The 25,039-nt window shown below is 65.5% G+C and carries 19 protein-coding genes, 2 tRNA genes and 1 other RNA gene; 11 read left to right on the forward strand and 11 right to left on the reverse strand.

Translation table 11 applies throughout. The features are described 5' to 3' along the window. Positions 1 to 63 precede the first annotated feature (63 nt). The 4 genes from BKH33_RS07990 to BKH33_RS08005 are packed head-to-tail and all read right to left on the reverse strand — an operon-like array spanning position 64 to position 4,959. A complete protein-coding gene (locus BKH33_RS07990) occupies positions 64 to 978 on the reverse strand; it encodes an ABC transporter permease (RefSeq protein WP_003784753.1) in 915 nt (304 codons plus the stop codon). Continuing rightward, on the reverse strand, positions 975 to 2,747 hold the full coding sequence (locus BKH33_RS07995) for a glycosyltransferase family 4 protein (protein ID WP_003784741.1): 1,773 nt from the start codon (positions 2,745 to 2,747) through the stop codon (positions 975 to 977). The genes BKH33_RS07990 and BKH33_RS07995 overlap by 4 nt, the downstream gene beginning before the upstream one ends. Then, positions 2,740 to 4,017: a glycosyltransferase family 4 protein gene (locus BKH33_RS08000; RefSeq protein WP_003784721.1), complete on the reverse strand. Its 1,278-nt coding sequence runs from the start codon at positions 4,015 to 4,017 to the stop codon at positions 2,740 to 2,742. Before BKH33_RS08000 ends, BKH33_RS07995 begins: the two co-directional genes overlap by 8 nt. A 3-nt stretch (positions 4,018 to 4,020) precedes the next feature. Then, on the reverse strand, positions 4,021 to 4,959 hold the full coding sequence (locus tag BKH33_RS08005) for an MraY family glycosyltransferase (protein WP_232621458.1): 939 nt from the start codon (positions 4,957 to 4,959) through the stop codon (positions 4,021 to 4,023). Between the two features lie 1,055 nt (positions 4,960 to 6,014). Between BKH33_RS08005 and tagD the strand changes: the two genes are divergently transcribed. Beyond that, complete coding sequence (gene tagD / locus BKH33_RS08015) at positions 6,015 to 6,422, forward strand: glycerol-3-phosphate cytidylyltransferase (RefSeq protein WP_043539723.1); 408 nt, start codon at positions 6,015 to 6,017, stop codon at positions 6,420 to 6,422. 6 nt (positions 6,423 to 6,428) lie between these two features. Here the strand turns inward: tagD and BKH33_RS08020 are convergent, their stop codons facing one another. From BKH33_RS08020 to orn, 3 genes are all read right to left on the reverse strand, one after another. Continuing rightward, a complete protein-coding gene (locus tag BKH33_RS08020) occupies positions 6,429 to 7,292 on the reverse strand; it encodes a polysaccharide deacetylase family protein (RefSeq protein ID WP_003784730.1) in 864 nt (287 codons plus the stop codon). Between the two features lie 219 nt (positions 7,293 to 7,511). Then, positions 7,512 to 7,587, reverse strand: a tRNA-His gene (locus tag BKH33_RS08025). Positions 7,588 to 7,714: 127 nt separating this feature from the next. Then, positions 7,715 to 8,326 (reverse strand): oligoribonuclease, encoded by a 612-nt coding sequence (gene orn / locus BKH33_RS08030; RefSeq protein WP_043539734.1) that lies wholly within the window; start codon positions 8,324 to 8,326, stop codon positions 7,715 to 7,717. A 171-nt stretch (positions 8,327 to 8,497) separates the two neighbouring features. Between orn and BKH33_RS08035 the strand changes: the two genes are divergently transcribed. Beyond that, positions 8,498 to 11,005, forward strand: a complete 2,508-nt coding sequence (locus tag BKH33_RS08035) for a serine/threonine-protein kinase (protein ID WP_076142684.1) — start codon at positions 8,498 to 8,500, stop codon at positions 11,003 to 11,005. Positions 11,006 to 11,091: 86 nt separating this feature from the next. On the opposite strand, the gene BKH33_RS08040 is transcribed toward BKH33_RS08035, so the two are convergent. After that, a complete protein-coding gene (locus BKH33_RS08040; RefSeq protein ID WP_003783142.1) occupies positions 11,092 to 13,782 on the reverse strand; it encodes an ATP-binding cassette domain-containing protein in 2,691 nt (896 codons plus the stop codon). Between the two features lie 393 nt (positions 13,783 to 14,175). Here BKH33_RS08040 and BKH33_RS08045 point away from each other — a divergent pair. From BKH33_RS08045 to BKH33_RS08060, 4 genes are all read left to right on the forward strand, one after another. After that, positions 14,176 to 14,248, forward strand: a tRNA-Arg gene (locus BKH33_RS08045). Between the two features lie 297 nt (positions 14,249 to 14,545). Further along, a complete protein-coding gene (locus tag BKH33_RS08050; RefSeq protein WP_076071067.1) occupies positions 14,546 to 16,147 on the forward strand; it encodes a GTPase domain-containing protein in 1,602 nt (533 codons plus the stop codon). Then, positions 16,144 to 17,652 carry a GTPase gene (locus BKH33_RS08055; protein ID WP_003783205.1) on the forward strand — a complete coding sequence of 503 codons (1,509 nt, stop codon included), beginning with the start codon at positions 16,144 to 16,146 and terminating at the stop codon, positions 17,650 to 17,652. The genes BKH33_RS08050 and BKH33_RS08055 overlap by 4 nt, the downstream gene beginning before the upstream one ends. Before the next feature lie 168 nt (positions 17,653 to 17,820). Further along, positions 17,821 to 18,492, forward strand: a complete 672-nt coding sequence (locus BKH33_RS08060) for a single-stranded DNA-binding protein (RefSeq protein ID WP_003783140.1) — start codon at positions 17,821 to 17,823, stop codon at positions 18,490 to 18,492. Between the two features lie 10 nt (positions 18,493 to 18,502). Here the strand turns inward: BKH33_RS08060 and BKH33_RS08065 are convergent, their stop codons facing one another. Next, positions 18,503 to 19,087, reverse strand: a complete 585-nt coding sequence (locus BKH33_RS08065) for a hypothetical protein (protein ID WP_043539350.1) — start codon at positions 19,085 to 19,087, stop codon at positions 18,503 to 18,505. 224 nt (positions 19,088 to 19,311) lie between these two features. On the opposite strand from BKH33_RS08065, the gene ftsE reads away from it, so the two are divergent. The 4 genes from ftsE (at position 19,312) to smpB (ending at position 22,878) form a co-directional block, all read left to right on the forward strand. Beyond that, a complete protein-coding gene (gene ftsE / locus BKH33_RS08070; protein ID WP_003783225.1) occupies positions 19,312 to 20,001 on the forward strand; it encodes a cell division ATP-binding protein FtsE in 690 nt (229 codons plus the stop codon). Positions 20,002 to 20,013: 12 nt separating this feature from the next. Next, positions 20,014 to 20,931 (forward strand): permease-like cell division protein FtsX, encoded by a 918-nt coding sequence (gene ftsX, locus BKH33_RS08075; protein WP_076067599.1) that lies wholly within the window; start codon positions 20,014 to 20,016, stop codon positions 20,929 to 20,931. A 6-nt stretch (positions 20,932 to 20,937) separates the two neighbouring features. Next, positions 20,938 to 22,254 (forward strand): peptidoglycan DD-metalloendopeptidase family protein, encoded by a 1,317-nt coding sequence (locus BKH33_RS08080; RefSeq protein WP_003783130.1) that lies wholly within the window; start codon positions 20,938 to 20,940, stop codon positions 22,252 to 22,254. Positions 22,255 to 22,341: 87 nt separating this feature from the next. Next, positions 22,342 to 22,878, forward strand: coding sequence for an SsrA-binding protein SmpB (smpB, locus tag BKH33_RS08085; protein ID WP_003783097.1), 537 nt, complete (start codon positions 22,342 to 22,344; stop codon positions 22,876 to 22,878). 63 nt (positions 22,879 to 22,941) lie between these two features. On the opposite strand, the gene BKH33_RS08090 is transcribed toward smpB, so the two are convergent. Next, entirely contained in the window at positions 22,942 to 23,928 is a 987-nt protein-coding gene (locus tag BKH33_RS08090; protein WP_003783152.1) for an aldo/keto reductase, read from the reverse strand. Positions 23,929 to 24,162: 234 nt separating this feature from the next. Between BKH33_RS08090 and ssrA the strand changes: the two genes are divergently transcribed. Then, positions 24,163 to 24,533: a transfer-messenger RNA gene (ssrA, locus tag BKH33_RS08095) on the forward strand. A 182-nt stretch (positions 24,534 to 24,715) separates the two neighbouring features. On the opposite strand, the gene BKH33_RS08100 is transcribed toward ssrA, so the two are convergent. Continuing rightward, on the reverse strand, positions 24,716 to 25,039 hold a 324-nt coding region (locus BKH33_RS08100), incomplete at its 5' end, for a FadR/GntR family transcriptional regulator (RefSeq protein WP_143229061.1).

The following is a 25,039-nucleotide window of genomic DNA, read 5'->3' on the forward strand; positions in this document are numbered from 1 at the left end:
CTCGCGGTTGACTCCTCCGTATTCTCGGAGCGGTGCGCCGTCTGAGCGTTGAGTGGACGGTTCTCAGCGTTCGACACCGTAGTCCTCTTCCTTCTCCCAGAAGAACACGAAGCCGACCAGGGCCAGCCCGAGTGACCAGGCACTGAGAATGAGCCACACACGTGCCTCGGGGACGCGCTGGTACAAGATCGCATCGCGATACATCGAGATCATGAGATAACCGGGGTTGAGGTCCATGGCGTGCAGCATCATCGGGTGGTCGATGAAGCGCTCGTAGGAGAAGAAGACTCCCGAGGCGTAGAACCAGAACTGGGTCAGGAAGGGCCAGATGTTTCGCAGGTCCGGAATCGTCGTCGTCATACGAGAGGTGATCAGTGTCAGCCCCAGGCTCATGAACGCCTGGAGGGCGAAGACCGGCAGAACCAGCACCCAGTGCCAGCTCGGCCAGGCGTGCGGGGGAAGAACAACCACGAGGATGAGGACCGCGATCATCGGGGGGATCAGATCGATCGCACAGCGAATCGTGTACGACACGGGCAGCGCGGCCCGGGGGAAGGAGAACCCCCGAATGAGGTTCTTGCCGGTCGCGATCACCTGGCTGCCGCCGGTCACTGCCCGCTGCAGCGGCGGGAAGAACGTGACCCCGATCATGAGATAACCGACGAAGTTGTTGATACCGCGGCTTGTCTGCAGCATCATCCCGAACACGATGAAGAAGATGGTGGCATCGAGCATCGGCTTGGCGATCAGCCACGCATTCCCCAGAAAGGTGCCGCGTTGAGAGCCCAATGCCCGGGCCCGGGCGTCGGCCCAGATGAAGTGACGTCGTTGCCAGAGGCGGCGGATGTAGATCGACAGTGGAGGACGCCGACCCACCGGGTACAGCTCGCTGAGCTCGACAACGCTGACACTCACCTCAGACCTGTCTCCCCAGAACGGCTGTCCGTCCGGCCAGGTCATCCACGAGGCCTCGCTCATACCAGCTCCTTGTAGATCTCGATCTGACGGGCGGCGTTGGCGTCCCAGGTAGGCAGCCCCTGCTGCGGCGGACAGGACAGTGGACCGGGGGGCTGGGACGGATCTCCGGCTGAGGCCGGGCCTGACCGTCCACCCGACTCGGCCGCCATCCGGATCAGTACCCGGGCGAGTGCCTCCGCGTCACCGGGGGGAAAGGACCGACTCGCGCCTAGGGCGGTGAGTTCCCTGAGAGCGGGGAGAGAGGAGACCACCACCGGCCGTCCCAGCGCCATCGCCGTCATCGGCTTGATCGGCGTCACCAGCCGACACACCGGCGTATCGAGCCTCGGCACGCAGAAGACATCCAGGGCCTGGTACCAGTTCATGGCCGATGAGCGATCCACCCGTCCTGGAATGACGCATACCGACCTGCCCAGTCCCAGTTCCGCGGCCAGGGCCACGAGTCCAGGACGACTGACCCCGTCGCCCACCAGAGCGCATCGAATGTCGGCGCCCTGGCTACGGGCGCGCGTCACCGCCTGGAGCAGCACGTCGAATCCCTCATAGCCGACCAAGGAGGAGACGCTCCCCACCCACAGGCCATCACGGGCCAGCCCGAGGGCTGCGCGGGCATCAGCCGACGGCAGCCCGGTGACGGTGAGGACCTGTGGGTCCACGGCGTTGGGGACGACTGCGATTCGTTCCGGAGCGACCCCCCGGGCGGTGAGATCCTCGGCCTGGACCTGCGAGAGAACGATGACGGCGTCAGCGCGTCCGGCCATCTCGGCCTCCTTGTCCCGCAGCAGCGCGAAGCGCTCGGAGCCCAGAGCCTCGGATTCCTGCCAGGACGGCCTGCCGGCCACCCAGGTGCACTCCAGCACTCCGCGCATCTCATAGACCCAGGGCAACCCGTAGGAGCGGGCCACGGACTGGGTGACCAGGGCATTGACGTAGTTGGTGGTTGTGTGCAGCACGTGCGGGGAGAACCGCTCCACCTCACGGGCCAGTGAACGGCTCATCTGAGTCAGCCGGGCGATCGGGGACGCCTGAGTGCGAGCCGGAAGAATCCGCCGGTAAGCGATGGAGTCGACGACGTCGATCGCTCGCGCCGCGGGCCTTCCGATGATGACGGGGTAGCCGATACGAGTCACCGCCCGTACGGTGAGGCCGGCGGAGGCCTGCGCCCGCAGAAGCGCGTGTGAGCGAAGGGTGTAGCCGGACTGGGTATGCGGCAGCGAGCTGGTCAGCACATGAAGGACCCGGAGTGGTTCGGTCGGGTCGGGCGATGTCCAGCTCGCTGACGGTGCGAGCCGGGGGAGATGGAATCCTGGGCTCATCATGGCCAGCTGTGAGCGCAGGCGGGCTTGGTGCGCCCTGGCGTCCGGCACACCGTCCAGGGCCCGGACCGCAGCACTCAGGTGCCCCCGGGCCCACAGGTCCCGTGCGCGTATCGGCGCCGGCAGGTCATCGACGTCGAGGTGGCACAGCTCGATGCCGCCGAGCTGGACCGCCAGCTCAGCGGCGAGCCTGCGCCCCACGGCCGAGCGGGGTACTGACCGCCTCAGTGCCCGGCAGGCGGAGTCGGTCCTGTCGGCGATGAGTTCCGACAGCGCTCGGCGCAGCTCGTCATCGTCTGCACCGGTGCCGATTGCGCGGGCCGCGCGCTCGCGCCAGGGCCCAGGCAGTCGGCGTGCCCCCTGCAGGGCCAGCAGCAGTGGGTCCTCGACCAGCTGTCGGGCGGCGGACGTGCTCAGTAACGACAGATTCCTCAAGATCTGGGCGTCAGTCACCGGTCACCTGCTTCAAGAGGGACTCGTAGCGCTCCGCCATCTCCTCGGCGTCGGCGTTGTCCTCCAACCACCGCTGCCCGCCCGTCACGCGCAGGCGGCTGCGGTCAGCGGCCAGGCTGATCCACAAGGCGGCCAAGGCCTCAGGATCCTGTGGGGCAGTGACGTCGCCGCAACCGGCATCCTCCACGATGCGCCGAGCCTCACCCTCGACCGAGGCGCTCACGTGCAGACCCATCGCCATGATCTCGTAGAGCTTGGAGGGAACCGTCAGCGACAGAGCCGGCCAGTCCTGCAGGCTGACCAGCACCGTGTCGGCCCATGCATAGTGCCGGCCTACCTGATCCCAAGGCACGGTGGGGCGCATTTCGACGGGGGCTGCGAGCCGGTGCGCCAAAGTCGCGACCTGATCGTACTGGGCGCCGTCGCCGACGATGCGCAGCACGATCTGGGTGCCGCGCTGCCGGGCGATGTGCGCGGCCCTCACCGCGCAGCCGATCCCCTGAGCACGGCCCACCGTCCCCAGGTACAGCACGTGGAGGGCGCCGTCCGAAGGCCGTTGGCTGATGCGGTCCCTATCTGGGGGCACGTTACTGCCGGTGTTACGGACTGTGACCACTTGGCGCAGCCCTCGGGCGCGCAGGACCCGTGCGAAGGAGTCCGTCGTCGTCACCACGGATGTGGCTTCTCGCTCCAGCCTGGTCACCAGAGGCGGGATCAGGCTGCGTACGCTCCGGCCGACGACGTCCGCTCCGAGGGAACGGCGCGGCGTCTGTGCCTCGGTGGAGGCGTGGGCGGATGGTGAGTCCCACTGCTCAGCAGACATGAACAGGTCCGGCCAGGCGTCACGCAGCTCCACCACGACCGGACGACGGAGCACTCTGCCGAGGGCCAGTGCCGCCGGGAGGGTGGGGAGTCCGGGAACAGACCCGAGGATGACATCGGGTCTGTTCGCGCCGCTGAAGCGCCTGATCCCCAGACGTACGGAGTCGGCCGCAGCGACCAGCTGGTCAGCACCACGTCGGCGCAGATCAGCATCGTACGAGCGGAAGGCGGTCCGGTGCACGATGGCTCCGGTGACGTCTCGTGAGACCGAGCCGGGTCGGTGAGGACCGTCATCCTCCAGGAGACGACCACCGGGGTAGTGAGGGCAGGGGGCCAGTACCGCGAGCTCATGACCACGCGAGACCAACGACGTGGCCAGCCGGTTCCAGCGCCGTTGAGGGGCGCCGACCTCGGGGGGCCAGTAGTGGATGAGGAGAAGGATCCGCATGCCTCACCTGGTTCCATGTGGTGTGAGGAAGGGGCTCGATGCACCGACGATGGAGGGCGTCTGCAGATAGAGGAACAGGATCGTGGTCATGCCGACCAGAGGCATCCAGATCCGACTGGGGGAGACGATGCTGGCCGCTGCCAGCGCGGAGCACGAGACGGCCGCCAGGGTCACCAGAAGAGCTGATGCCCAGTGCGGCCATCCGGCCGAGACCAGACGCTGGTAGACGTGAAGCTTGTGCGGCTCGTACCAGCGCCGTCCGGTTCTCATTCGCATCCACAGGGTGTAACCGGTATCTGTCAGCAGCACGAGGAGCGGCGCGACGGCGGCCTCCACGGCCACGCCCTGGGCGAGGCAGACCGTCACCGCGAAGGCCCACGCCCCACCCAGTGCGTATGATCCTGAATCGCCCAGGAACACCCTGGCTCGGGGTGCATTGAAGGGGAGGAACCCGAGGCTCGCTCCAGCCACCGAGATCATGACGAGTCCCAGGCCGGGAAGCGGAGCCACGGTAGCGACCAGGACGTACCACAGGGAGGTCGCCACCGCGTGGCCGCAGGCCAGTCCGTTGGCGCCGTCCATGAAGTTCGTGGCGTTGACCAGCACGGCAGTGCCCATGCTGACAACGGGCGCCCACCACAGCGAGGCCTCGAGCACGCTGCATACCGCGATCCCGAGTCCCGCCCCCAGGGCGAGCTGGAGTATCAGACGGGTCCGCACGGCCATGGAGAGCAGGTCCTCGGCGAGACCGACCAGTGCGAAGGCGAGCACCGTTGTCAGCCCGATGAGAGCGATGTCGAGCCTTGCCACGACGGCTCCGGCGCCGAACCGGTGCAGCGCCACGAGCCCGGCCACCCAAGCGGTCAGTGAGACCGCTAGAACGATGGCAAGCCCGCCGCCGCGGGGAACAGGACGCTGGTGGAGGGATCTGTTCTCAGGCACGTCGATGACGTGTGCCCTCTTCAGAAGCGGTATCACAACCGCGGTCAAGGACGCGGAGACGCCAGCAGTCAGCACAAGACCACTGAGGAGCGCGACGGTCATGAGGCCGGCTCCAGTCTGCGCCGTGCGCGAGCCCGCCATCTCAATCGGCGTCCCCACTGGCCTGCCACGGCAATGACGGATCCGGCGACACTGGCTGTCCACGGTAGCAAGTGGACCTCCGTGGTGAGGTCAAGGAAACAGGATCCGATCATGAATCCCGCCCCCGCGACGATGATGAACGGCATGACCCGTGTAGACGCCCACGGCCAGAACCGCCACGTGACGCACCATGCGGTCATTTGAATAAGAACCGCGGACGTGATTCCTATCAGGAGCATCCGAGGATAGAGGATCCGATGCGCCGACATCAGTGTCCTGATGAGAGTCGCCAGGAAGAGCCATAGCGCCCAGGAGATCATGTCTCGTCGTACCGCCGAGAAGTCTGAGGGGAGGAAGGGCGGCGATGTGGTCAGTGACGGAATGCCTGAGGTGCTCGGGGGAAGGCAGGGGAAGGTCCGGGTAGGGGTTACTGCGACCACAGGCGACCTCCAAGCTTCTGGGGTGGGCAAGGCCTGGGGAAGGCCTTCTTTACTCGTTTTCATATAACGGTAGTGGTGCCGTAGAGGTGGAAATACGACTGTCGCCATAATTGGGTTGTCTGCAATCAGAATGTGATGTTCGGGGCCTGCTGTGACGACGCCGAAACCGCTTGTAATCGTTGTGATATCGCGGAATATGGGGTTTGGGTTACATGATGGACTCAGCTGGCGAAGGTGCGGCTCAGAGGGTGGGGACGCAGTTCGGCGCATTCATTGAGTTAAGCGATAATGGGTGATCGCCGCCATAGTCGAAACCCTGCTGCGGAGGGGTAACAAGCGAATTTTGGCGGGATGGAACTGCATAGACTTAACTGCAAGCGCGATCAACCGCTATACGCGCAACCAACGACAATGCCATCGGTTCTTGTGTGAATCATACAAACGCCGATGGTCCCGATCCTGAGGAAATTTCTGATGAAACGCGTGATCACCTACGGGTCCTTCGACCTGCTCCACTACGGGCACATTGAGCTGCTGCGTCGAGCCAAGGAGATGGGCGACTATCTCATCGTCGCTCTGTCCACCGATGAGTTCAGTGCCTCTAAGGGAAAGCGCGCCTACTTCTCCTTCGATCAGCGCAAGACGATGCTCGAAGCCATTCGGTATGTGGACCTGGTCGTTCCCGAGCAGACCTGGGGGCAGAAGAGCCAGGACATCAATGAGTACGGCATTGATGTCTTCGTCATCGGCGATGACTGGATTGACACCTTCAACGAGCAGCTCGAAGGGCGCTGCGAGATCGTCTACCTGCCCCGGACCCCGGAGATCGACTCCTTGCGGATGCAGGAGTGCCGTGACGCCGAGGAGGCTCGTGGGCTGTGAGTCGCGTCAGACGCGGCGGCTGTGTCCGGGGCCGAAGTAGACGTCGTCGAGCGTGGCGGTCATCAGGGAGCGCTGACGAAGGATGTCGATGATCTGGCCGTAGACGTGAGTGATGGTGGGGAAGTTCGCGTGACCGATGACGATGTGCTGAGCGAGCAGCCACTTCTGCGCCTCGCCGAGAAGTACGTCCGGTGTGAGCTGCCCGGAGTCTCCGAACGAGCCGTACCACATGGTCGCGGTTGTGTATCCCGCTTTGGCGCAGACCGAGTCGGTGAAGGAGCTGCGGCCGCCGTAGGGGGGTCGGACGAAGGGAGTGCCCGTGACGCCGTAGGTGTTGCGCAGCAGGTTCTCGCACTGGGTGAGCTCGTCAATGATTTCCCCCTCAGACAGTGTCGTCAGATCCGGGTGTGTCCAGGTGTGGTTGGCCAGCTGGACCTGTCCCGATTCCACGAGGGGAAGCAGCTTGTTCCGGTTGTCGGTCCAGCTCGGGTAGACGCCTGTGACGAAGAAGGTGAGGCGGACTCCCGAGTCCTTGGCGAAGTCAAGGTAGGCGTCCACCACTGAGGAGTCGACGCCGTCGTCGATGGTGATGGCCACGACGTTGCCGACGTTCTCCGGCAGGCCAGTGATGAGCGGATCCGCCGCAGTGGGGGCAGGTAGTGGGGGTGGTCCGTCCTGAAGGTGGAGTGGGCTGAGCGACGGTGTCGGTGATGGTGTCGGTGAGGGGGCTGCGGAGGTTGAGGGTGAGGTCAGCGCAGTGGATGCAGTCGACGAGGAGGCTGAACGGGACGCTGAGCGCATCGCGGCACAGGAGCTGAGGCAGCCGGCGGTTCCGGCAGCCAGGGCGAGAAGGAAGTCGCGGCGTTGCATGGGAGGGACTTTCTCGAGCATGAGGTTGCCAGTGCGTTAAGCGACCCGGGTGCCCGCTGTCGTGTGAGGAGAACGGGGAGGCAGGGTGAGTCGCTTCCCCAAGGTCGTCGTCAGAGCATGTCAGGGTCTGCTCCATTCTACGCGGCACCGTGCCCGTTGAATGCTGAGATAGGAGCCTTGAGAGTAAGGGGAGTGCGCGGTCCTGCCGAAACAGGCGGATGGGGTGGCTGACGGGGTTTGAACCCGCGACCTCCTGGACCACAACCAGGCGCTCTGCCGACTGAGCTACAGCCACCATGTACGGCGAAGCCGCAACGAATCGGTACTGTATCCGTTCATCTCCTCGCACACCAAACCGAACTCGGTGCACTGCGTCACTTCGGGGTTGCTTCGCGTTCGCTTCGCGAATCTCGTCGGTTCCGTCACCTGGTCGGCTCCGCCAGTACGCGCTCAGCCGCTTCCTTGCACTCTTGGGAGCTCGGTCCCTCACCGTTGGGAAACAGGACGGCCCGGTAGTAGCGCAGCTCGTCGATGGACTCCAGGATGTCCGCCAGCGCACGGTGCCCCCCGGTCTTCTTCGGGGCGTGGAAGAAGGTCCTGGGGTACCAGCGCTTGGCCAGCTCCTTGAGAGAGGAGACGTCCACGATCCGATAGTGAAGGTGCTCAATGAGCTCGGGCATGTCGCGGGCCAGGAAGGCCTTGTCCGTGCCTACCGAGTTCCCCGCGAGCTGGGCGCTCCGGGGCTCGGGCACGAGGGAGGTCACATAGTCCAGAACCGTCTTCCGGGCCGCCTCCATCGTCAGCCCGTCCTCCAGCTCAGCGAGTAGGCCGGAGGATGTGTGCATGGTGCGCACGTAGTCGTTCATCTGCTCCAGCGCTGCGGCGGAGGGCTTGATGAGCACATCGATTCCTTCGGCCAAGGGTCTGAGCTCATAGTCGGTGACGACGACGGCGACCTCGATCAGCGCATCAGCGCCCAGGTCCAGGCCCGTCATCTCACAGTCGATCCACACCAGCGGGTCCGAGGTTGTCATCTGCTTGCTCACGGACTCCACTTTAGCCATTGCGCCGGACATCAGGTCATCGTGCCTCGCGCGAGGGCAGTGCGATTCACGACCGGCTCCTGGCGGAGCAGCCCGATTGACGCGGAGATCGCGATAAGGTCTCCGCGAAGCCTGACAGCCCCCGAGCGACACGGAGCACTTATGTCCCAAAGCCCCGCCCCCCTTCACCTCGGAAGCTCCTACATCATGGAGACCCGGATTGGAGCAGGTGCCCAGGGAGAGGTTTGGCGCGGCCGGCGTACAGACGCCCGTGAGGTCCTGGCTTTCAAGGTGCTGCGCGCTGAGCTGGTGGAGAATCCCGATGTCGTCGAGCGCTTCATCAAAGAGCGCTCAACGCTGCTGCGGGTACGAAGCCCCTACGTCGTGGCCATCCGCGACGTCGTCATCGAGGGCTCCACCTTCGCGATCGTCATGGACTACGTCAACGGAGGGGACCTGCGCGATCTGCTGAGGGCACGCGGCTCGCTGCCCCCTGCGCAAGTGGCCTCCCTGGGAACGCGTATCGCCCAGGGGCTGTCCGCGGTTCACCAGGCCGGGGTGATCCACCGGGACATCAAACCCGCCAACGTCCTGCTCAGCTCGCGTCCCAGCCGGGGCGGCGACCCGTCGGAGACGGTTGCCACCGGTATGGCGCCGGGAGGGAATGTGCCGGAGGCCGTCGTCCCTCGGCTGGCGGACTTCGGGGTGGCGCGCATCTGCGACACCTTCTCCGCCTCCCACCTCACCGGGGCCATTGGTACTCCGCTGTACATGGCGCCGGAGATCCTGTCGATGCAGGCCCCCACCTCCGCCGCTGACATCTACTCACTGGGCATCATGCTCTACGAGATGACCTGTGGGACGACGCCGTTCGTGGGAGAGCCCGCCCAGCTGCTCGGTCAGCACGCTCGGCGTGACGCGGGCCGTCCGTACGGTGTGCCCGACGCGCTGTGGGAGCTCATCGCTGCGATGACCTTGAAGCAGCCCGATATGCGTCCTCCCGTCGAGGTTGTCGCTCAACACCTGGATGCCATGCAGTCCACGCTGGCGGGTCTTCCGGCTGCGCCGAGGCTCGAGTCGCCTCCGCAGTCGACGGCCTCGGTCATGCCCTATGACTGGGACGCCCCCTCGGCCGCAGATCCGATGGCGCCATCGGCGATGCCTCCGAGTCACTCGATGACCCCCGCCACGATGGCGATCGCGCCGGAGGCGCCAACTCTGGTCAGTGGGCAGCAGTACGCCCCCAGTCCCGGACAGATTCCTCTCAGCCCGGGGACCGCGGGCACCGGAGGCTTCACCGCTCCTTCGACGCTGGCCGCTCCGGGCGGCTCCAGTCCCTCCGCGCCCGCCTTCTACAGCCAGCCGGGAGCCCAGTACACGGCGGCTGCGGCGGCTGGAGCGCAGGCCGGCGCCCGTCGGCGATGGTGGCGTCGTCGGTGGGTGGCCGCGGCCGCCGTGGTCGTCGTCCTGGCAGTGGCGGGGGCGAGCGCGACCTGGTGGTACTTCTTCTCCGGGCAGGAGATTGACGACAGGTGGCCGGCGGCTCTGCCGGCGGGCAATGGTCTCCGGGAGGACCTGCGCTACTCGGAGGTCTCCGAACCCGTCATGTCCTCAGACAGGACCACGATGGCTTTCGAGCACAGCGGCAAGGCCCAGCTCGTTGATCTCACGAAGAGCACGACGACGCCGGTGTGGAGCGGTGAGTGCTACAAGGTTCGGCCCTGGGTCGGCGGCTCGATGCTCTGCACCCAGACCACTGACGCATCCACGGTGATCGGGGCTGGGGGCAAGACCTCTCAGGCGCCTTTCTCCAAGGAGTCCTTCTACATCGGAGCGACGCAGGACCTCGGCATCGTGTCTGAACAGGGGGAGGTCTCCGACGGAGGCCCCATGAGGGGGTACGACGCATCCGGTAAGGAGAAGTGGAGCGCTTCCGGCCAGTACAAGGGGGGCCGGGTCCATAATGGCTTCATCCTCACCTACGAGACCAAGTCGCGACAGTTCCAGGTGCTGTCGGCCAAGACCGGTGAGGTACTCGTCTCGGAGCCCGGCAAGCAGCCGGACTCTGACTTCGACAAGGACACTCGATTCCCTGGCGGATTCAATATCGAGTCCGGACCGGAGGCCTTCTCGCGAGTGACGTCCTCAGGTGCCACGATCTACAAGGCCAACGGCAGCGAGGCGGCAACCGTCTCAGGAAAGTTCTCGGAGAAGCACTGGTGGGCGTCGTCAGCGCCACTGGATGCCTCGTCACTGAAGGATGCGTACTCCTCCTTGGCTAAGGCATCGTCCTCGACCACCCCCGTCATCGGTCCCAGCGGCACGGTCGACGTCGTCGTCGACACCGGTGCCTGCACGGCCAAGGTCGGCAGCAAGAAGCTCGAGCTGCCCGAGTTCACACAGAGCGAGGGGTGCCACATCAGGCCCATTGGTCTGCTCAGTGACGGACAGGTGCTGGTGGAGGTCGGGGAGTACAGCTTCTCGGACAGTGATCCGGGGAACCTCGTCGTTGCCGTATCGCCCGATACGGGCAAGGTCGGCTGGAAGGTTCCGGGCGCCTACGGCGGCACCGTCGTTCCCGCGAAGGACCAGAGCGACGCCCGCCTTCTGGTCGCTCAAGGATCCTCCTACACCTTTGATCTGGTGGTCTCCAGCATCACCAGCAAGTAGGCGTACATGCGATATACACGGCGCCGGGGTGCCGACCACCTCTGTGGTCGGCACCCCGGCGTTCGTGTCGGGACGGTCGAAACGGCTCAGCGACGCCCGCGGCGGGCCAGGGCGATGTAGCACGCCACCATGCAGGCCAGGCCGATGGCTGAGAGCAGGCCGTAGTTCGTCAGCCACTGCGCGGTCTCGTGCTTCCACAGCGCGTCGTCGCGGTTGGGCATGATGGCGAGCATCTCCAGGGTGGAGGAGGCCATTGCGTAGCCCCACCGCGATGGCATGAACCAGGCCAGCTGCTCGAAGACCGCCCGTCCTGAGATCGGGATGATGCCGCCGGACAGGACCAGCTGGGCCATGATTGAGACCACTAGGACCGGCATGACCTGCTCGGAGGAGGAGACCATCGCGGAGACTGCCAGTCCGAGGAGCCCTGAGACGAAGGCGACGGCCCAGCAGCAGAAGGCCAGCTCCAGTCCCGGCCACCCCTCCAGGATGACGGCATCGGTGGGGCCCTTGTTGAGGGCCAGAGCGATTCCCATCATCAGTGCGGTCTGAACGGTGGTGATGAGCGCCAGGATGGTCGCCTTGGAGAACAGGTAGGCGCCGGATCTCAGACCAACGGCCTTCTCCCTTAGGAAGACGTCCCGCTCCCCGATGAGGTCGCGGATGGTGGCCGACATTCCGGAGAAGGCCGCGCCGGTGATGAGAATGACCAGCAGCTGCAGGGCCTGGCTGGAGTACTTGATGACCTGGGGAGTGGGGTTCTCCGGCGTCGGGGGAGTGGGCTCCGGGTAGTGGGGGACCGCGAAGCCGTCGCTCCCCTCGATCGCCTTGGTCAGCAGCCCCATGATGATGGGGAGCAGCAGCATGAAGGCGAGGTAGGAGGGGTCGGCCGCCACGATCCGCAGCTGGCGTCGCACGAGGGTCGAGACCTGCCGGAGCACGGACTGCTGCTTGGGCGGCTTCTCCTGCGTCGCCGGCCCGGCGGCTGCAGCGGGAGCCCCTCCGCGCCGCGTCGAGGGCACTGTGGCCTCCATGTACTGACGCAGCTCCGCGGTGTGGTTGCGGATGAGGGCGTAGACGTCGGCGTAGCCGTCCACGGCGGGCGGGTCGGGCAGAGTGCCCTTCGGGGTGTTGAGCAGCAGGCGGCCCTGCGAGGCGATCTCGTTGAGCCGTTGACGGAAGTAGGGGAGTACCTCCCGGGGGGAACCGTAGTAGACGGGCTTCCCACCAGCGGCGAGGATGAGGACCTTGTCAGCGCGGTCGATGTGGTTCTCATTGTGGGTGACGACGACGACCGTGCGGCCGCTGTCACCGGGACGAGTCCCATGCGCCAGGGACGCCAGCAGGTCCATCACGTCACGGTCCAGCTGGGGGTCCAACCCGGAGGTGGGCTCGTCGAGGAACAGGAGGCTGGGGCGGGTGAGCAGCTCGATGGCGGTGGAGACCCGCTTGCGCTGACCGCCGGAGAGCTTCTTGACGCGCTTGTCCACATGCGCAGTCAGATCGAGGTCCTCCAGGACCTCGGCGATGCGTTGACGCCGTTCGGCCTTGGAGACGTCCTTGGCGAAGCGCAGCTCGGCGGCGTACTCGAGCGTCTTGCGGACAGTGAGGGCGGAGTGGATGACGTCGCTCTGGGGGACCACACCGATCTTGTTGCGCATGACCGGATAGTGCTCGTAGACATCCAGTCCGTTGAAGAGCACCTGGCCCTCCTGAGCCTTCTGCTCGCCGGTGAGAGCCTTGAGCAGCGTCGACTTACCGGCGCCCGATGGCCCGACGACGGCCAGCAGCTCGTTGCCCGGCAGTGAGAACGAGATGCCGTCGAGCAGCGTCAGGCTGCCGTTGTTGACGCGGAATGTCAGGTCCTTACCCACCAGCTCGCCGCCGGCACCGCCTGCGACCTGGACCTCGCACAGGCCATCCGGACTCAGTGCGATGAAGGTGGAGCCCAGCCCCAGGAGCACGGGGCGGGTCACCTGGACCTGCGAGACTCGTTGACCTTCGACGTAGATGCCGTTGGTGGATCCCAGGTCGGTGACGACCAAGCCGTTGGGTGAGACATCGATACGGGCGTGGTGCTTGGAGATGAGCGGGTCGTCCAGGACCAGGGTGTTGTCGGGGGCCCGCCCGATGGTGCCCGAGGAGGTGATGCGGAAGGAACTGAGCGTGTGGCGCGAGGAGGGGAAGGCACCTGAGTTCGCCGAACCTGATGACGGTGCGCCGTGAGGACTTCCGGACGCGACATAGGTCGCGGCTGACGCGGCTGAACCCATGGATCCAGGCGTGGGACGGGCCTGTACCGGGGCGGCTGTCGTCGGAGGCAGACCGGAAAGGGGTTGGGGGAGGGGCCTGGCCTGTGGTGCCGAGGTCGCGCTCGGTTGAGACGGGACGACGGGGGCGCTTGGAGCCGACTGGGCCTGCTGTCCCAGCGGTTGCGACTGAATCGGGGAACCGGGTTGGGAAGCGGCACCCGACGCGATCGGGGTGAGTCCGAGCGCTGGTCCGGAGGCATCGCCCAGCTGGATACGGGTGCCCTGAGCCACGAGTGCCTCGCGCGTGACGGAACCGTTGACGAGCATGCCGTTGCGACCCTGGCAGCTCACGGCCCACCCGGTTGAGGTGGGGGTCACCAGCAGGTGCGTACGAGACACGAGGGGATGGACGATCTGAACGTCGCTGTCAGGTGCCCTTCCCACGGTGAAGGCTCTGGTGAAGGTGTGAGGTTCCAGCGAAGCTTGGGCAGAGAGAGAGCGCACGATGAGTGCGGGAACGGACAAGGCGCGGTCCTTCCGGGGCGTGTGTCATGGGACTCCCGCCACGATACTGCTGTTTCGATGTCGCCGCTAAAAGTGAGCACTCCCCAGTGTGATGTTGGATACGTATAATCCCGGATGACCAGCGGGGTGGATTGACTTGGCGTGTCGTTCCGTTCGGTTGCGGAGTGATTGCAGTGTTGTTACGAACGCATTGCGGTCTGGGCGGCGAGCGCTTCGGGAACTGGCCTGAAGTGGCCATGCACAATCGTCCGCATGTCTGGATCGATGCGCATCCGTGATTGCTGAGTGATTGCCTTGTGATGGTTTGCCGGTGTTGAAAGCGACGTCGCCTCGCCCGCCCTCGAGGTCGGAACCTCCCGATCGATGGCGTAGTCTGGTTCGGCGCATGTGCACGCCTCCGTAGCTCAATGGATAGAGCATCGGCCTTCTAATCCGCAGGTTGCCGGTTCGAGTCCGGCCGGGGGCACTGGATAACGGCCTTGAGAAGGCTGGGATTTCAAGGAAGACCACCGCTCGGGGTGTCGGGGCGAAGAAGTGCGACGAAGGTGCCCTGCTCGGCGACGAACGTTCTGCTCGCTGCCCTCGTAGTCGTCGGCATCCTGGTCCGGGGCGTAGTGCTTCCCCGTATTCCAGAGTGGCGAGCGCGTGAAGCCGGTTGTCACAGCGGAGTATCAGGAGACTCCCGTCGGTTTCACGACACCTGTGGTGTGAACTGTCGAGATCAATCGTCGACTCTGCTCTGCTGTGCTCATAGGGTTGGCACATGCCCGCTCCTGTCCCCTCGCGCCACTCCGAGGACGATGCCCCCGTCTCCTCGCTGAGTCGTGTTCAGCTCCTCGAAGTCCTCACTGACCTGGTCAGGGACCTCGAGCGCCTCGACCTGGCCCTCAGCGCCGACGGAATCGAGGCCGCTCGAACGCTTCGCGACGGTCTCATTGGACAGGTGCGCGATCAGGTGATCCCTCGTCTCCAGGACGCCGACATCCCGTCTGTCGTGGTGATCGGAGGCTCTACGGGTGCTGGAAAGTCGACGCTCGTCAACTCCGTGCTCGGCCAGGAGGTCTCGGACGCCGGAGTGCTGCGCCCCACCACCCGGACTCCGGTCCTGGTGGCCAATCCCGAGGACATGGAGTCGCTCAGCGATCACCCCCTGACGGAGGTCTGCCGCCAGGAGGTGTCCTCCGCGATCCCTGCGGGGCTGGCGCTTATCGACGCCTCGGACCTTGACTCGGTGCACGAGGCCAACCGGGAGCTCGCGGGCAGGCTGCTCGAGGCCGCCGACCTGTGGCTCTTCGTGACCACCGCAGCGCGTTACGGCGACCAGACGCCCTGGATGACCCTGGAGGAGGCCACACGCCGCGAGACCCCCATCGGTGTGGTTCTCAACCGGGTGCCGGCGAAGATCCTGTCCGAGGTGCGTCGAGATCTCATCACCCGCCTGCAGGGGCTGGGGCTGTCGGAGGCGCCCTTCTTCGTCATCCCGGATGCCGGGCCGCACGAGGGGCTGCTGTCGGGTGACGGCGTCACTGAGCTGCGCGAATGGCTGCGGCTTCTCGCCGGCCGCCACCGTGCAGCCGGTCTTGTGCGTCGCACAGGCAGAGGAGTGTGGAGCACCCTGCGTACCGATCTGGAACGCCTGGCCGACGACGTCGATGCCCAGGAGGCGGTGGCGCAGGACCTGGAGAAGGAGTGCCAGGGGCTGAGGGACGTGGCGATCGAGTCCTTGAGCGCCGATATCGGGTCCGGTTCCGCAGGCCAGGGTGCTACGGCCACTCGTTGGATCACGCTGGCCTCATCCGGTGGCCCGCTCGCCTCCTTGGCGCAGGGAGGCAGGATGCGCAGGGGATTTCTGGGGCGAGCGGACAAGGCTCGTGCCGAGGGGCTCGCCCACCTGGCCAACGATGCCCGCGAGGCCCTCGCCAACCAGCTCCAGGCCGCGATTGTCGCCCTGAGTGCCAAGGCGGAGCGGGCCTGGGCGGAGGCGGGCGCCGGTGATCGTGCCGCCAGGATCCTGGGGCAGGGCGATGAGGCGGTGGTGACCATTGACGCCTGGGTCGGCTACCTCGAGGCCAATATCGAGATTCCGCAGAGCATTCGTAGACTGGCTCCCGCCAGCGTCATCGATCTCCTCATCTCCGCGGCCGCCGGTGTCGACGGAGCCGTCCTAGCCGCCCGGCGTCTGGGGCTGGAGGAGCAGACTCGTCAAGCCGGTACCCTCCTGGTGGAAGCGGTTACGGAGGCGCTGACTGCAACTGTCCCCAAGGGGGCGGCGATCTCGCTCGCCCCCGCCCCCGGGTTCGCCGCTGCGCTGCGTCTGCGCTCGGGCGAGCTCAAGCCCTTCACTCGTCCCGGAGCCACAGCATGAGTCAGCCCGACACCCCTTCCACCCCTCCCGCGTCCACTGCGCAACCAGGCTTCGAGGTGCTCGACGCCGCTCACCTCGACGCCCGTCTGAACGCGGTGCGCGATGCCTTGCGCATGTGTCCGACCGAGGTGCCGGCCTCGCTGTCGATCCCTGCTCACAAGGCACTTGATGCCGTGGCTCAACGCCTGGCGCTGGGAGTCGATCACACGGTCATAGCGCTGTTCGGTGGTACTGGCTCAGGCAAGTCCTCCCTGTTCAACGCCTTGACTCAGCTGAACTTCGCGGACGTTGGTGCGCGCCGGCCCACGACGTCGCGGGCCGCCGCCTGCTCCTGGGGCGACGATGCCGGCCCGCTCCTGGACTTCCTCGGGGTCTCCTCAGAACGGCGGATCAGAAGGGACTCGATCCTTGACGCCGAGGACCAAGGAAGCATGTCCGGGCTGGTTCTGCTCGATGTCCCCGACTACGACTCGGTGACCACGGAGCACTCCTTGCAGGTGGACCGGCTCGTACCGCTGGCCGATATCCTCGTGTGGGTCGTCGATCCTCAGAAGTACGCTGATGCGGCCCTCCACGACGGCTATCTGCGTGGGCTGGGGGCCCGTCAGGAGGACATGCTCGTCCTGGTCAACCAGGTGGATACCCTCCCGGAGAGCGGGCTGGCGAGCCTGCTCGACGACGTCGGCTCCCTGCTCAAGGAGGACGGCCTCAGTCGAGTTCAGGTGCTGCCGGTATCGGCTGTGCGCGGTGACAATCTCGACGTCGTGCGCGATCTGCTGCGCCAGCGCGTCGCTCGGGAGTCCAACGCGGCTCGCACGGCCTCGGCCGAGCTCGATGCGATCACGCGCCGCCTGCGTCCCACAGTGGCCAAGGGCGAGGTGGAGCTCAATGCGGATCTGACCGAGGACACCACCAAGGTGTTGCTGCAGGCCTCCGGTGCCCAGGCGGTGGAGGACTCGGTGAGAGCCGGTCTGTCCAAGGTTCTTCCCAGAGCGCTGGCACGCCCCGAGCCTCCTTCGCGTACCGCAGTGGCTTCTGCCCACTCGACCTGGGTTCACCGCACCTCGCAGGGTCTGCCTCCCGCCTGGGCCCGAAGCATGGAGTCATCCGTCGTGCCTCCTGAGACCCTGACGGGACAGACTGCTGAGGCCGTCGGATCAGTTCCGCTCCCGGGACATCGCCAGCCTGCGATCGACTTGTTGTGGTGGGGAGGGCTTCTCCTCGTGCTCGGTGGGCTCTCGTGGCTGGTCGCATCCGTCGTCCGCACGGGTGCCCAGGCTCTGCTCAACAGCGTCGAGATCGTTCCCGTCTGCGTCATCGTCCTCGGGATCATGGCTGCACTGCTGGCAGCAGCGCGCCGGCGATCCCGAGCGCGCCGTGAGGCTGAACGCTACGGGCAGCAGGTGCGTGCTCGCCTGGAGGCCGTGGTTGAGCGAGGACTGAGCCGGCCCGCTGCCGAAGTCCTGAAGAAACATCGGATACTGCAGGCCGCTCTGGGGTTGTAACCCCGATTCTCCGCGGTCTTCTGGTGGCCACAGCCTGCCGGTCTGCACCTGCAGCCTCCGACGTGAGGACTCGCAGCAGGTGCTGCTGGGCAAGTTGTGCGGCGAACGAGCACGGTTGTGGTCAAGGGGCGACATGGAGCCGCCCGTCTGCGACCAAGGAGATTCCTCATGACTCGTCAGCTCGACCTCACCGTCCAAGGCGTCGTTGGAACGAATCCGGTTCTGTCCCGGGTCGGGGAGAAGGCCCGTCCCTACTGTCGGTTCCGTGTTGCCGTCACCCCGACCTACCGCACCGATCAGGGCTGGAACAACGCAGACACGATCTGGTTCACCGCCAAGGCGTGGGGCCAGCTGGCCGCCAACCTGAGTCACTCGGTGCGTAAGGGCGATGCGGTTCTGCTCGCGGGACGCTTCTCGCAGGAGACCTGGGAGAGTGATGGCAGGAGGCATGAAACCAATGTCATCACGCTGCAGACAGCAGGTCATGACCTGACGCGGGGAGAGTCCCGGTTTGCGCGTGTGAGGGTCGTTGAGTCGGCGCCTTCGGCAGCCTCGGGCGCCGGTGCAGGGGAGACCTCGCTCGAGTCCGGTGCCGTGTCTGGTCCTGAGTACCACCTCTCATCAGAGCATTGGGACACTGCAGTGACGGCGGGCAGCGCATCGGCCCCGGTGGCGCAGGAGGATCAAGCAGCAGAAGGCTCCCCCGAGTTGTGCGCGCTGCCGTCGGACAGCCCCGAGTCCCTCGTCACTGGTACGGCCTCCTTAGAGGTGCAGGAGCACGCGGAGCACTGGCCTGCCTACGAGCTCGCCGATGACCTCGTTGAGCAGGCGGTTGAGTGAGTGGCAGTGCTCAGCTGACGTCGGAATGGGCTCGCAGAAGGAAGTCGAGATCCGCAGGATGGGCCACCTCGAGCACCTCGATGAGAATGCGGGTCACCAGGTCGGCCGTCTCGTCGCCGTCGGACAGCAACCGGGTGAAGACGTGACCGCTCTCCTCCCACCCGATAGCGCCCAGGATCCTTCGTTCCGTGGGGCCGAGCAGCACTCTGCCCCGTGCATCGAGCTCAGGTAGCGAGACCTCGATCCCGTCGGAACGGCCGACCAGGACAACGCCGGGCAGCTCGGGGGAGGGAACCAGGGGAGCAGTCAGCCTCAGCTGCAGCAGGAGCTGCGCCCAGCGTCCCTTCGGGGCCAGCTCCTCGGGCTTGACCATGGTGGTCGGGGCGGTCAGCAGGAGGGTCCCTCCAGACGGATCAATCCCGGGGCCGGTGACGGAGTCGGGAGCGTCTCCCCGCTGCGTGGCCGGCCTCGGCGCGGGCATGCACACCTGCTCCAGGAACCGGGCCAGTGATGCGGTGAAGCCGGCCCAGGACCCCAGATCGACGCGGTCCTCGAAGGCTTGTGACAGCGCGTGGGACAAGGAGATCTCACTCATGGTCGCAAGCCTAAGCGCATTGTTGACGAACTGTTGGAAGGTGGAAAAGGTGGAAGCCGACTGACTTTCGATCACAGGAGGATCACACCTTGTCGCAGCCAGGACAACCCACACCGACCCTGGGCGTGTCACGGCAGGAAATTGGCGTGTCGGCGCATACGGTGGCGGTAACGCCATGAACCCGGGCGCCGTGCTCGGGGTGCAGCAGGGGGAGTAGCGAGCAGATGATCCGTTTCGACCATGTCTCGAAGGTCTACGACCGAGGGGCCCGTCCGGCGCTAGACGACGTCGACATCAAGGTCAATCGCGACGAGTTCGTGTTCCTCGTTGGGGCCTCGGGGTCGGGAAAGTCGACCTTCCTGCGGTTGGTCATCCGGGAGGAACGTCCCACCAAGGGGCGTATCCACGTGCTGGGTCGCGATCTGTCGCACATCTCCTCCTGGAAGGTGCCACAGCTACGGCAGGAGATCGGTTTCGTCTTTCAGGACTTCCGGCTCCTGGAGAACAAGAACGTGCTGGAGAACGTGGCGCTGGCGTCCCAGGTCATCGGCAAGCCTCGCCACTACATCCTGTCCGCCGTGCCAGAGGCTCTTGACCTGGTGGGGCTGGCCGGCAAGGAGAAGCGTCTCCCTCACGAGCTCTCCGGAGGTGAGCAGCAGCGCGTGGCGATCGCCCGCGCCATGGTGAACCGCCCCAAGCTCCTCCTGGCCGATGAGCCGACTGGGAACCTGGATCCTTCGACGTCGGTCGGGATCATGCGTCTGCTCGACCGCATCAACCGGCAGGGGACCACGGTCGTCATGGCGACCCACGATGACGAGATCGTCGACCAGATGCGTAAACGCGTCATCGAGCTCAAGGGCGGCGAGGTCGTACGTGACCAGCACCGCGGTGTCTACGGCTCGGACCGCTGAAGGAGAAGAACTGTGAGACTGCGTTTCGTCCTCTCGGAGACCGCCAAGGGCATATCCCGGAACCTGGCGATGACGGTGTCCGTCGTTCTCGTCGCCTTCGTCTCCCTGCTCTTCGTCGGTGCCTCGTCGCTGTTGCAGAGCCAGATCTCGACCATGAAGGGCGACTGGTACGACAAGGTCGAGGTCTCGGTCTATATGTGCCCGAAGGCATCGGCTTCCCCCAACTGTGCCGACGGAGAGGCCACTGCCGCCCAGATCAGCGAGGTCGAGAACCTCATTACCAGTGGAGCTCCGTCCGGCTACGTCAAGTCCTACCAGATGGAGACTAAGGCCCAGGCCTACAAGAACTTCATGAAGGCCTACGCCAAGTCCGCCGTGGGGAGAAACGCGACGGAGGACATGATGCCCGTGTCCTTCCGCATCAAGCTCAAGGACGCTGAGAACTACAAGCTGGTGGCCGAGCAGTTCGAGGGACACAGTGGCGTGGAGCGCGTGGTCGACCAGCGTTCCACCTTGGAGCCCCTCTTCCTCGTGATGAATCGGGCCTCGTGGATCACCGGGGGGCTGGCGACCATTATGGCGGTTGCCGCGGTCCTACTCATCTCGACGACCATCAGGCTGTCGGCCATGTCCCGTTCCCGTCAGACGGGGATCATGCGTCTGGTGGGCGCATCGAACCTCTTCATCCAGCTGCCCTTCATTCTGGAGGGAGTGATCGCGGCGCTGACCGGCGCGGTCCTGGCGGTGGCCACCCTGTGGGTGGGGGTCCGTTACGTCGTGGAGGGGTGGCTCGCCTCCTCGATCTCCTTCACCAGCGCCTTCATCAGTACCAGGGACGTCCTCTTCCTATCGCCCTGGCTCATCCTGGCGGCCATCGCCCTGGCCGCGATCTCCTCCGCCTTCTCCTTGTCCAAGTACACGAGGATCTGATCTCACATGCCGTCTCGTCCGTTCCTGCATCGCTCACGCCGCCGCGCCGCGATCTGCGCCCTCGCTGCCGTCAGTCTCGCCTTCTTCTACTCCGGGGACATCTCCTTGGCCGACGAGCGCGACGACGCCGTTGCGAAACAGGATGAGGCCAAGCGTAAGCAGCAGGAGGTCATCTCCTCCCTCGAGGGAGTCAGCGCCGACCTTGGGCAGGCCTACATCTCACTGCAAAATGCTCAGAACTCCTTGAGTGCGGCGGAGACCGCGCTGACTAGCGCTGAGACGACTCTGGCCGAGAAGGAGAGAGAGCAGCAGATCGCCACTGACCGCCTGACCACGGCTCAGAACAGCCTCGACGCGGTGAAGCAGGAGGCGGATGCCTCCAAGAAGACGGCCTCGGAGACCTCGGACTCCGTGGGGGAGATCGTGGTGTCGACCTACCAGGGAGACAACTCGGTCACCTCGTGGAGCTATGTCCTGTCCTCGCAGGACGTCGAGGACCTCAACCGACGTGCCTCAGCTGTTGAGATCGGTTCTGGGGTCCAGGAGGCGGTGCTCTCCGCTGCGGAGGTGGAGCGCGCTCAGAACGCCAATCGTGAGGCCAGGCAGAATGCTGCCACCACTCGGGTCGGCACTCTCAAGACCGAGGCGGACACGGCTAAGGCCAATGCCGAGACCGCTCGGGACACCGCCAAGACCAAGCGTGATGAGGTCGCCAAGCTGGCCGCCCAGAAGCAGGCAGCCGCATCGGCGCTGGAGAGCCGAAAGAGCGACCTGCAGACCCAGCTCGATCAGGCCAACGCCGATGCGGATGCCGCTGCCGCCCGAGTCGCCCAGATCGACGCCGCCAACCGGGCGGCCGCCAGCGCCGGAAAGATGCCATCGGTTCCCTCTAGCTCCATCGCCTCGGACTCGCTGGGAAACGGGTACATCGGTCACCCGATCACCGGTCCCCTCGAGGTGACCTCTCCCTTCGGCTACCGCGTCCACCCGGTCACCGGGACCGGGACCGGTCACCAGGGGGTCGACTTCGCCGCGAGTGAGGGCACGCCGCAGTACGCCGCGGTCTCCGGCGTGGCCACCTACTGGAACTCCGAGTCCTGCGGCATCGGCATCGACATCAACGGTGGCATCATCGACGGGCACTCTTACGTCATCACCCTGTGTCATCTCTCGGGGCGGAGCATCGCCGATGGTCAGTACGTCAACCGCGGGGATGTCGTCGGGTCAACCGGCTCCTCCGGCTACGCAACTGGGCCGCACGTCCACTTCCAGGTGGCGCAGGACGGGGCGTACATCGATCCGATGACCCTGCCCGGTTTCTAACCGAGCCGGCTTGACCGGCCCCGTAGACTCCTGGTCCTGTGCGCAGTCGTGCGCGCCAGCAGCTCGCACTCGTGAAAGGACAGGCCGATGACACCCGCTGGGAAGCCCGCCCGGGCCGCCAAGCCCACTGCCGGGCAGAAGGCCAAGGCCGCCTCTGACGCTCACAAGACGGTAGCTCGCAATCGCAAGGCGACTCACGACTACTTCATTGAGGATCGTTACGAGGCGGGGCTGGTTCTCACTGGTACAGAGGTCAAGGCGCTGCGTATGGGACGGGCCTCGCTCACCGAGGCCTGGATCGAGATCGATCGTTACGGCGAGGCCTGGCTCCAGGGCGCCCATATTCCTGAGTACCTGCAGGGAACATGGAACAACCACTCCCCGCGTCGCAAGCGCAAGCTGCTCTTGCACCGCAGTGAGCTCGAGCGTCTCGCCGGCAGGGTTCAGGCCAAGGGCTACACCGTGGTTCCTCTGGAGCTGTACTTCATCGGTGGGCGCGCCAAGCTGGAGATCGCTCTGGCTCGAGGCAAGCAGGACTGGGACAAGCGTCAGGCCTTGCGTGAGGCGCAGGATAAGCGGGAAGCAGCCCGAGCGATGGCGGCCGCGAACCGACGTCGGGGCTGAGACCGCCGTGATCATCCGCACGGCTTGTTTAGCCTGCGCGGCCTTCCCTCGTGTCGTCCAGCCCTACCAGTGCTGGTGTACGTAGGGCTTGATGAGACGGTCGTAGAGCTCTCTCACCGCAGTGTGCATCTCCTGACTCAGCGGTGGCAGCTCGGCTGCACGGGCGTTGGAGCGTACCTGATTGAGACTACGAGCGTCAGGCAGGATGCAGGTAATGCCCTCCTGATCCAGGAGCCACCGCAGGGCGACCTGTACCGGTGGAACATGCTCAGGGCCGAGCTGGCGGCACAGGTCGGAGAACTCATGGGCGGCTTGCATCCCCACCTCGTCGGGGACCACGGAGTAGATCCAGCCGGCGTCGAGGGCCGCCACCGATCCGGGCGGTGCGGGTGTACTACTACGACGACGGTTATGGGACAGCAGCCCATCAGGTAGCGGAACCCTCGCAATCACTGCGGTCCCGGACTTGCGCGCAGCGGGGAGAACTCCCTCCAGGGGCTTGTGCCGGAAGACGTTCACGATGATTTCCACGCTCGCGCAACCCGGGTGCTGGATCGCCTCGAGAGCCTCGGCGCAGGTGAGGACACTCACTCCGTAGCAGCGTATCCGCTCGGTCTCGACCAGCTCGTCGAGGAGCTCCCACAGGTGCCGGCGTTGAAGTAGCTCGATGGGAGGAGCATGCAGATGGACAATGTCGATGGTCTCGGTGCCGAGATTTTTCCGGGAGCGGTCGTTCCAGTGAAGAACACGGTCTCGACTGAAGGCGTCGGTGGGATACGTCTTCTCTCCACTGCTCCTCCCCATCTTCGTGGCCACCGTGAGTCCGGTGCGAGGACGAGCGGAGAGGAACTCACCGAGGAACCTCTCTGAGGCGCCGTTGTCATAGGCGTCGGCCGTATCGATGAAGGTGACCCCCGAGGCGCACGCTGCATCGAGATTGCTGAAGGCACGAGAAGGATCGACTTCGCTCAGATCAATGCCCAGTTGCCACGTACCAGTGCCGATGACTGGGATCTCGCGGCCCAGGGCGGGAAACAGGCGTGTGTCCATGACACTCTCCTTGACGCTGTGCAGAGGAGGGCCGAGGCCACCACGAGGCAACCGGCCTGTTCTGTCATGATATTCGTTCGAGTCGCTGACCCACCATCGCCGCAGGTGACCAGGTTGCCGAGATGTTGTGTGGTGTAGTCCTCCGACGGTGATCACTCTCTGTCTGCTAGAATTACCTGGCTTCGCTGAGAGCACGTTCCGGTCAGGTTTCGGCAGACCGGTGACAACTCCACAGGGGATGATCGGTTTCGACGACGGTCGTAGGTTCAGGAGAAGCGGGTCGAGGATGCGCAGTCATCTCGTCAACGCTCTGCGCGAACCAATAGGTGCCGATAACACTCGCACCGACTTCGCCCTCGCCGCCTGAGCGAGCCTCGAAGTCCGTCAGCCCGGGGAGCGCTTCCGCCCCGGTTCCTGGCGTCATCTAGGAAGCCACTGCTGAGAGCCCGTGTCGGTAGGGTTCTCGGGACTTCTCATCGACTGAGCCCGTCGGCGTCCTTGCTCGCGTGAGATGCCGGGGCCGAGAAAATCGCTAGCGAGCTGCACCCGGAGAAGTCCTGTTGTGCGTCCGTCGGACGGGGGTTCGATTCCCCCCATCTCCACGACTCCACGAAAGGGGCTCGCTGAACCGTCAGGCTCAGCGAGCCCCTTTGTCGTGCACTCCTGCAACAGCGTCCAGACGCCGGAACCTGGGGGACTCCTGGGTGGTTCCGCCACCGGGTTGCTTCAAGCCTCTTTGCTGCGTCTTGAGAGCGCTGCGGGCCTTGAGCGAGAGATGCCGGTCGGTTCAGGTGAGGGCCGTCAGGAGCGGGGCGTAGTGCTGAGTGACGGCCTGGCGGTAGGCCTGGGCGTCCCCGGCGCGGGCGGCCCGGAACATGTCCCGATGTGCTCGGGCGGTTGCCACCATGTCCTCAGGCCTGGGAGCCCCCAGGAGAGGGACGGTGAGGGTGTGGACGGCCCAGAAGGCCTCGGTCAGGTGCAGGAAGAGGTGGTTGTCCAGGGGCTCGAGCAGGCGCATGTGGAAACGGCGATCCTGGTCGGTGAAGAGCTCGCCTTTCTGAGCGCGCAGGTCCATCTGCTCCACGATCTGGTCGAGCTCGGGGTCCTGGCG

This window comes from Actinomyces naeslundii (genome assembly GCF_001956585.1).
GTDB classification, from domain to species: Bacteria; Actinomycetota; Actinomycetes; order Actinomycetales; family Actinomycetaceae; genus Actinomyces; species Actinomyces naeslundii.

Excerpts from the sequence above, each read along its gene's own strand:
- orn (WP_043539734.1), bottom strand. The coding sequence starts at position 8,326 with ATGACAACCTCGGACCCGCTGGTGTGGATCGACTGTGAGATGACGGGC.
- BKH33_RS08000 (WP_003784721.1), bottom strand. The coding sequence starts at position 4,017 with ATGCGGATCCTTCTCCTCATCCACTACTGGCCCCCCGAGGTCGGCGCC.
- smpB (WP_003783097.1), top strand. The coding sequence starts at position 22,342 with ATGACACCCGCTGGGAAGCCCGCCCGGGCCGCCAAGCCCACTGCCGGG.
- BKH33_RS08080 (WP_003783130.1), top strand. The coding sequence starts at position 20,938 with ATGCCGTCTCGTCCGTTCCTGCATCGCTCACGCCGCCGCGCCGCGATC.
- BKH33_RS08050 (WP_076071067.1), top strand. The coding sequence starts at position 14,546 with ATGCCCGCTCCTGTCCCCTCGCGCCACTCCGAGGACGATGCCCCCGTC.
- BKH33_RS07990 (WP_003784753.1), bottom strand. The coding sequence starts at position 978 with ATGAGCGAGGCCTCGTGGATGACCTGGCCGGACGGACAGCCGTTCTGG.
- tagD (WP_043539723.1), top strand. The coding sequence starts at position 6,015 with ATGAAACGCGTGATCACCTACGGGTCCTTCGACCTGCTCCACTACGGG.
- ftsE (WP_003783225.1), top strand. The coding sequence starts at position 19,312 with ATGATCCGTTTCGACCATGTCTCGAAGGTCTACGACCGAGGGGCCCGT.
- BKH33_RS08055 (WP_003783205.1), top strand. The coding sequence starts at position 16,144 with ATGAGTCAGCCCGACACCCCTTCCACCCCTCCCGCGTCCACTGCGCAA.
- BKH33_RS08035 (WP_076142684.1), top strand. The coding sequence starts at position 8,498 with ATGTCCCAAAGCCCCGCCCCCCTTCACCTCGGAAGCTCCTACATCATG.
- BKH33_RS08090 (WP_003783152.1), bottom strand. The coding sequence starts at position 23,928 with ATGGACACACGCCTGTTTCCCGCCCTGGGCCGCGAGATCCCAGTCATC.
- BKH33_RS08065 (WP_043539350.1), bottom strand. The coding sequence starts at position 19,087 with ATGAGTGAGATCTCCTTGTCCCACGCGCTGTCACAAGCCTTCGAGGAC.
- BKH33_RS08060 (WP_003783140.1), top strand. The coding sequence starts at position 17,821 with ATGACTCGTCAGCTCGACCTCACCGTCCAAGGCGTCGTTGGAACGAAT.
- BKH33_RS08020 (WP_003784730.1), bottom strand. The coding sequence starts at position 7,292 with ATGCAACGCCGCGACTTCCTTCTCGCCCTGGCTGCCGGAACCGCCGGC.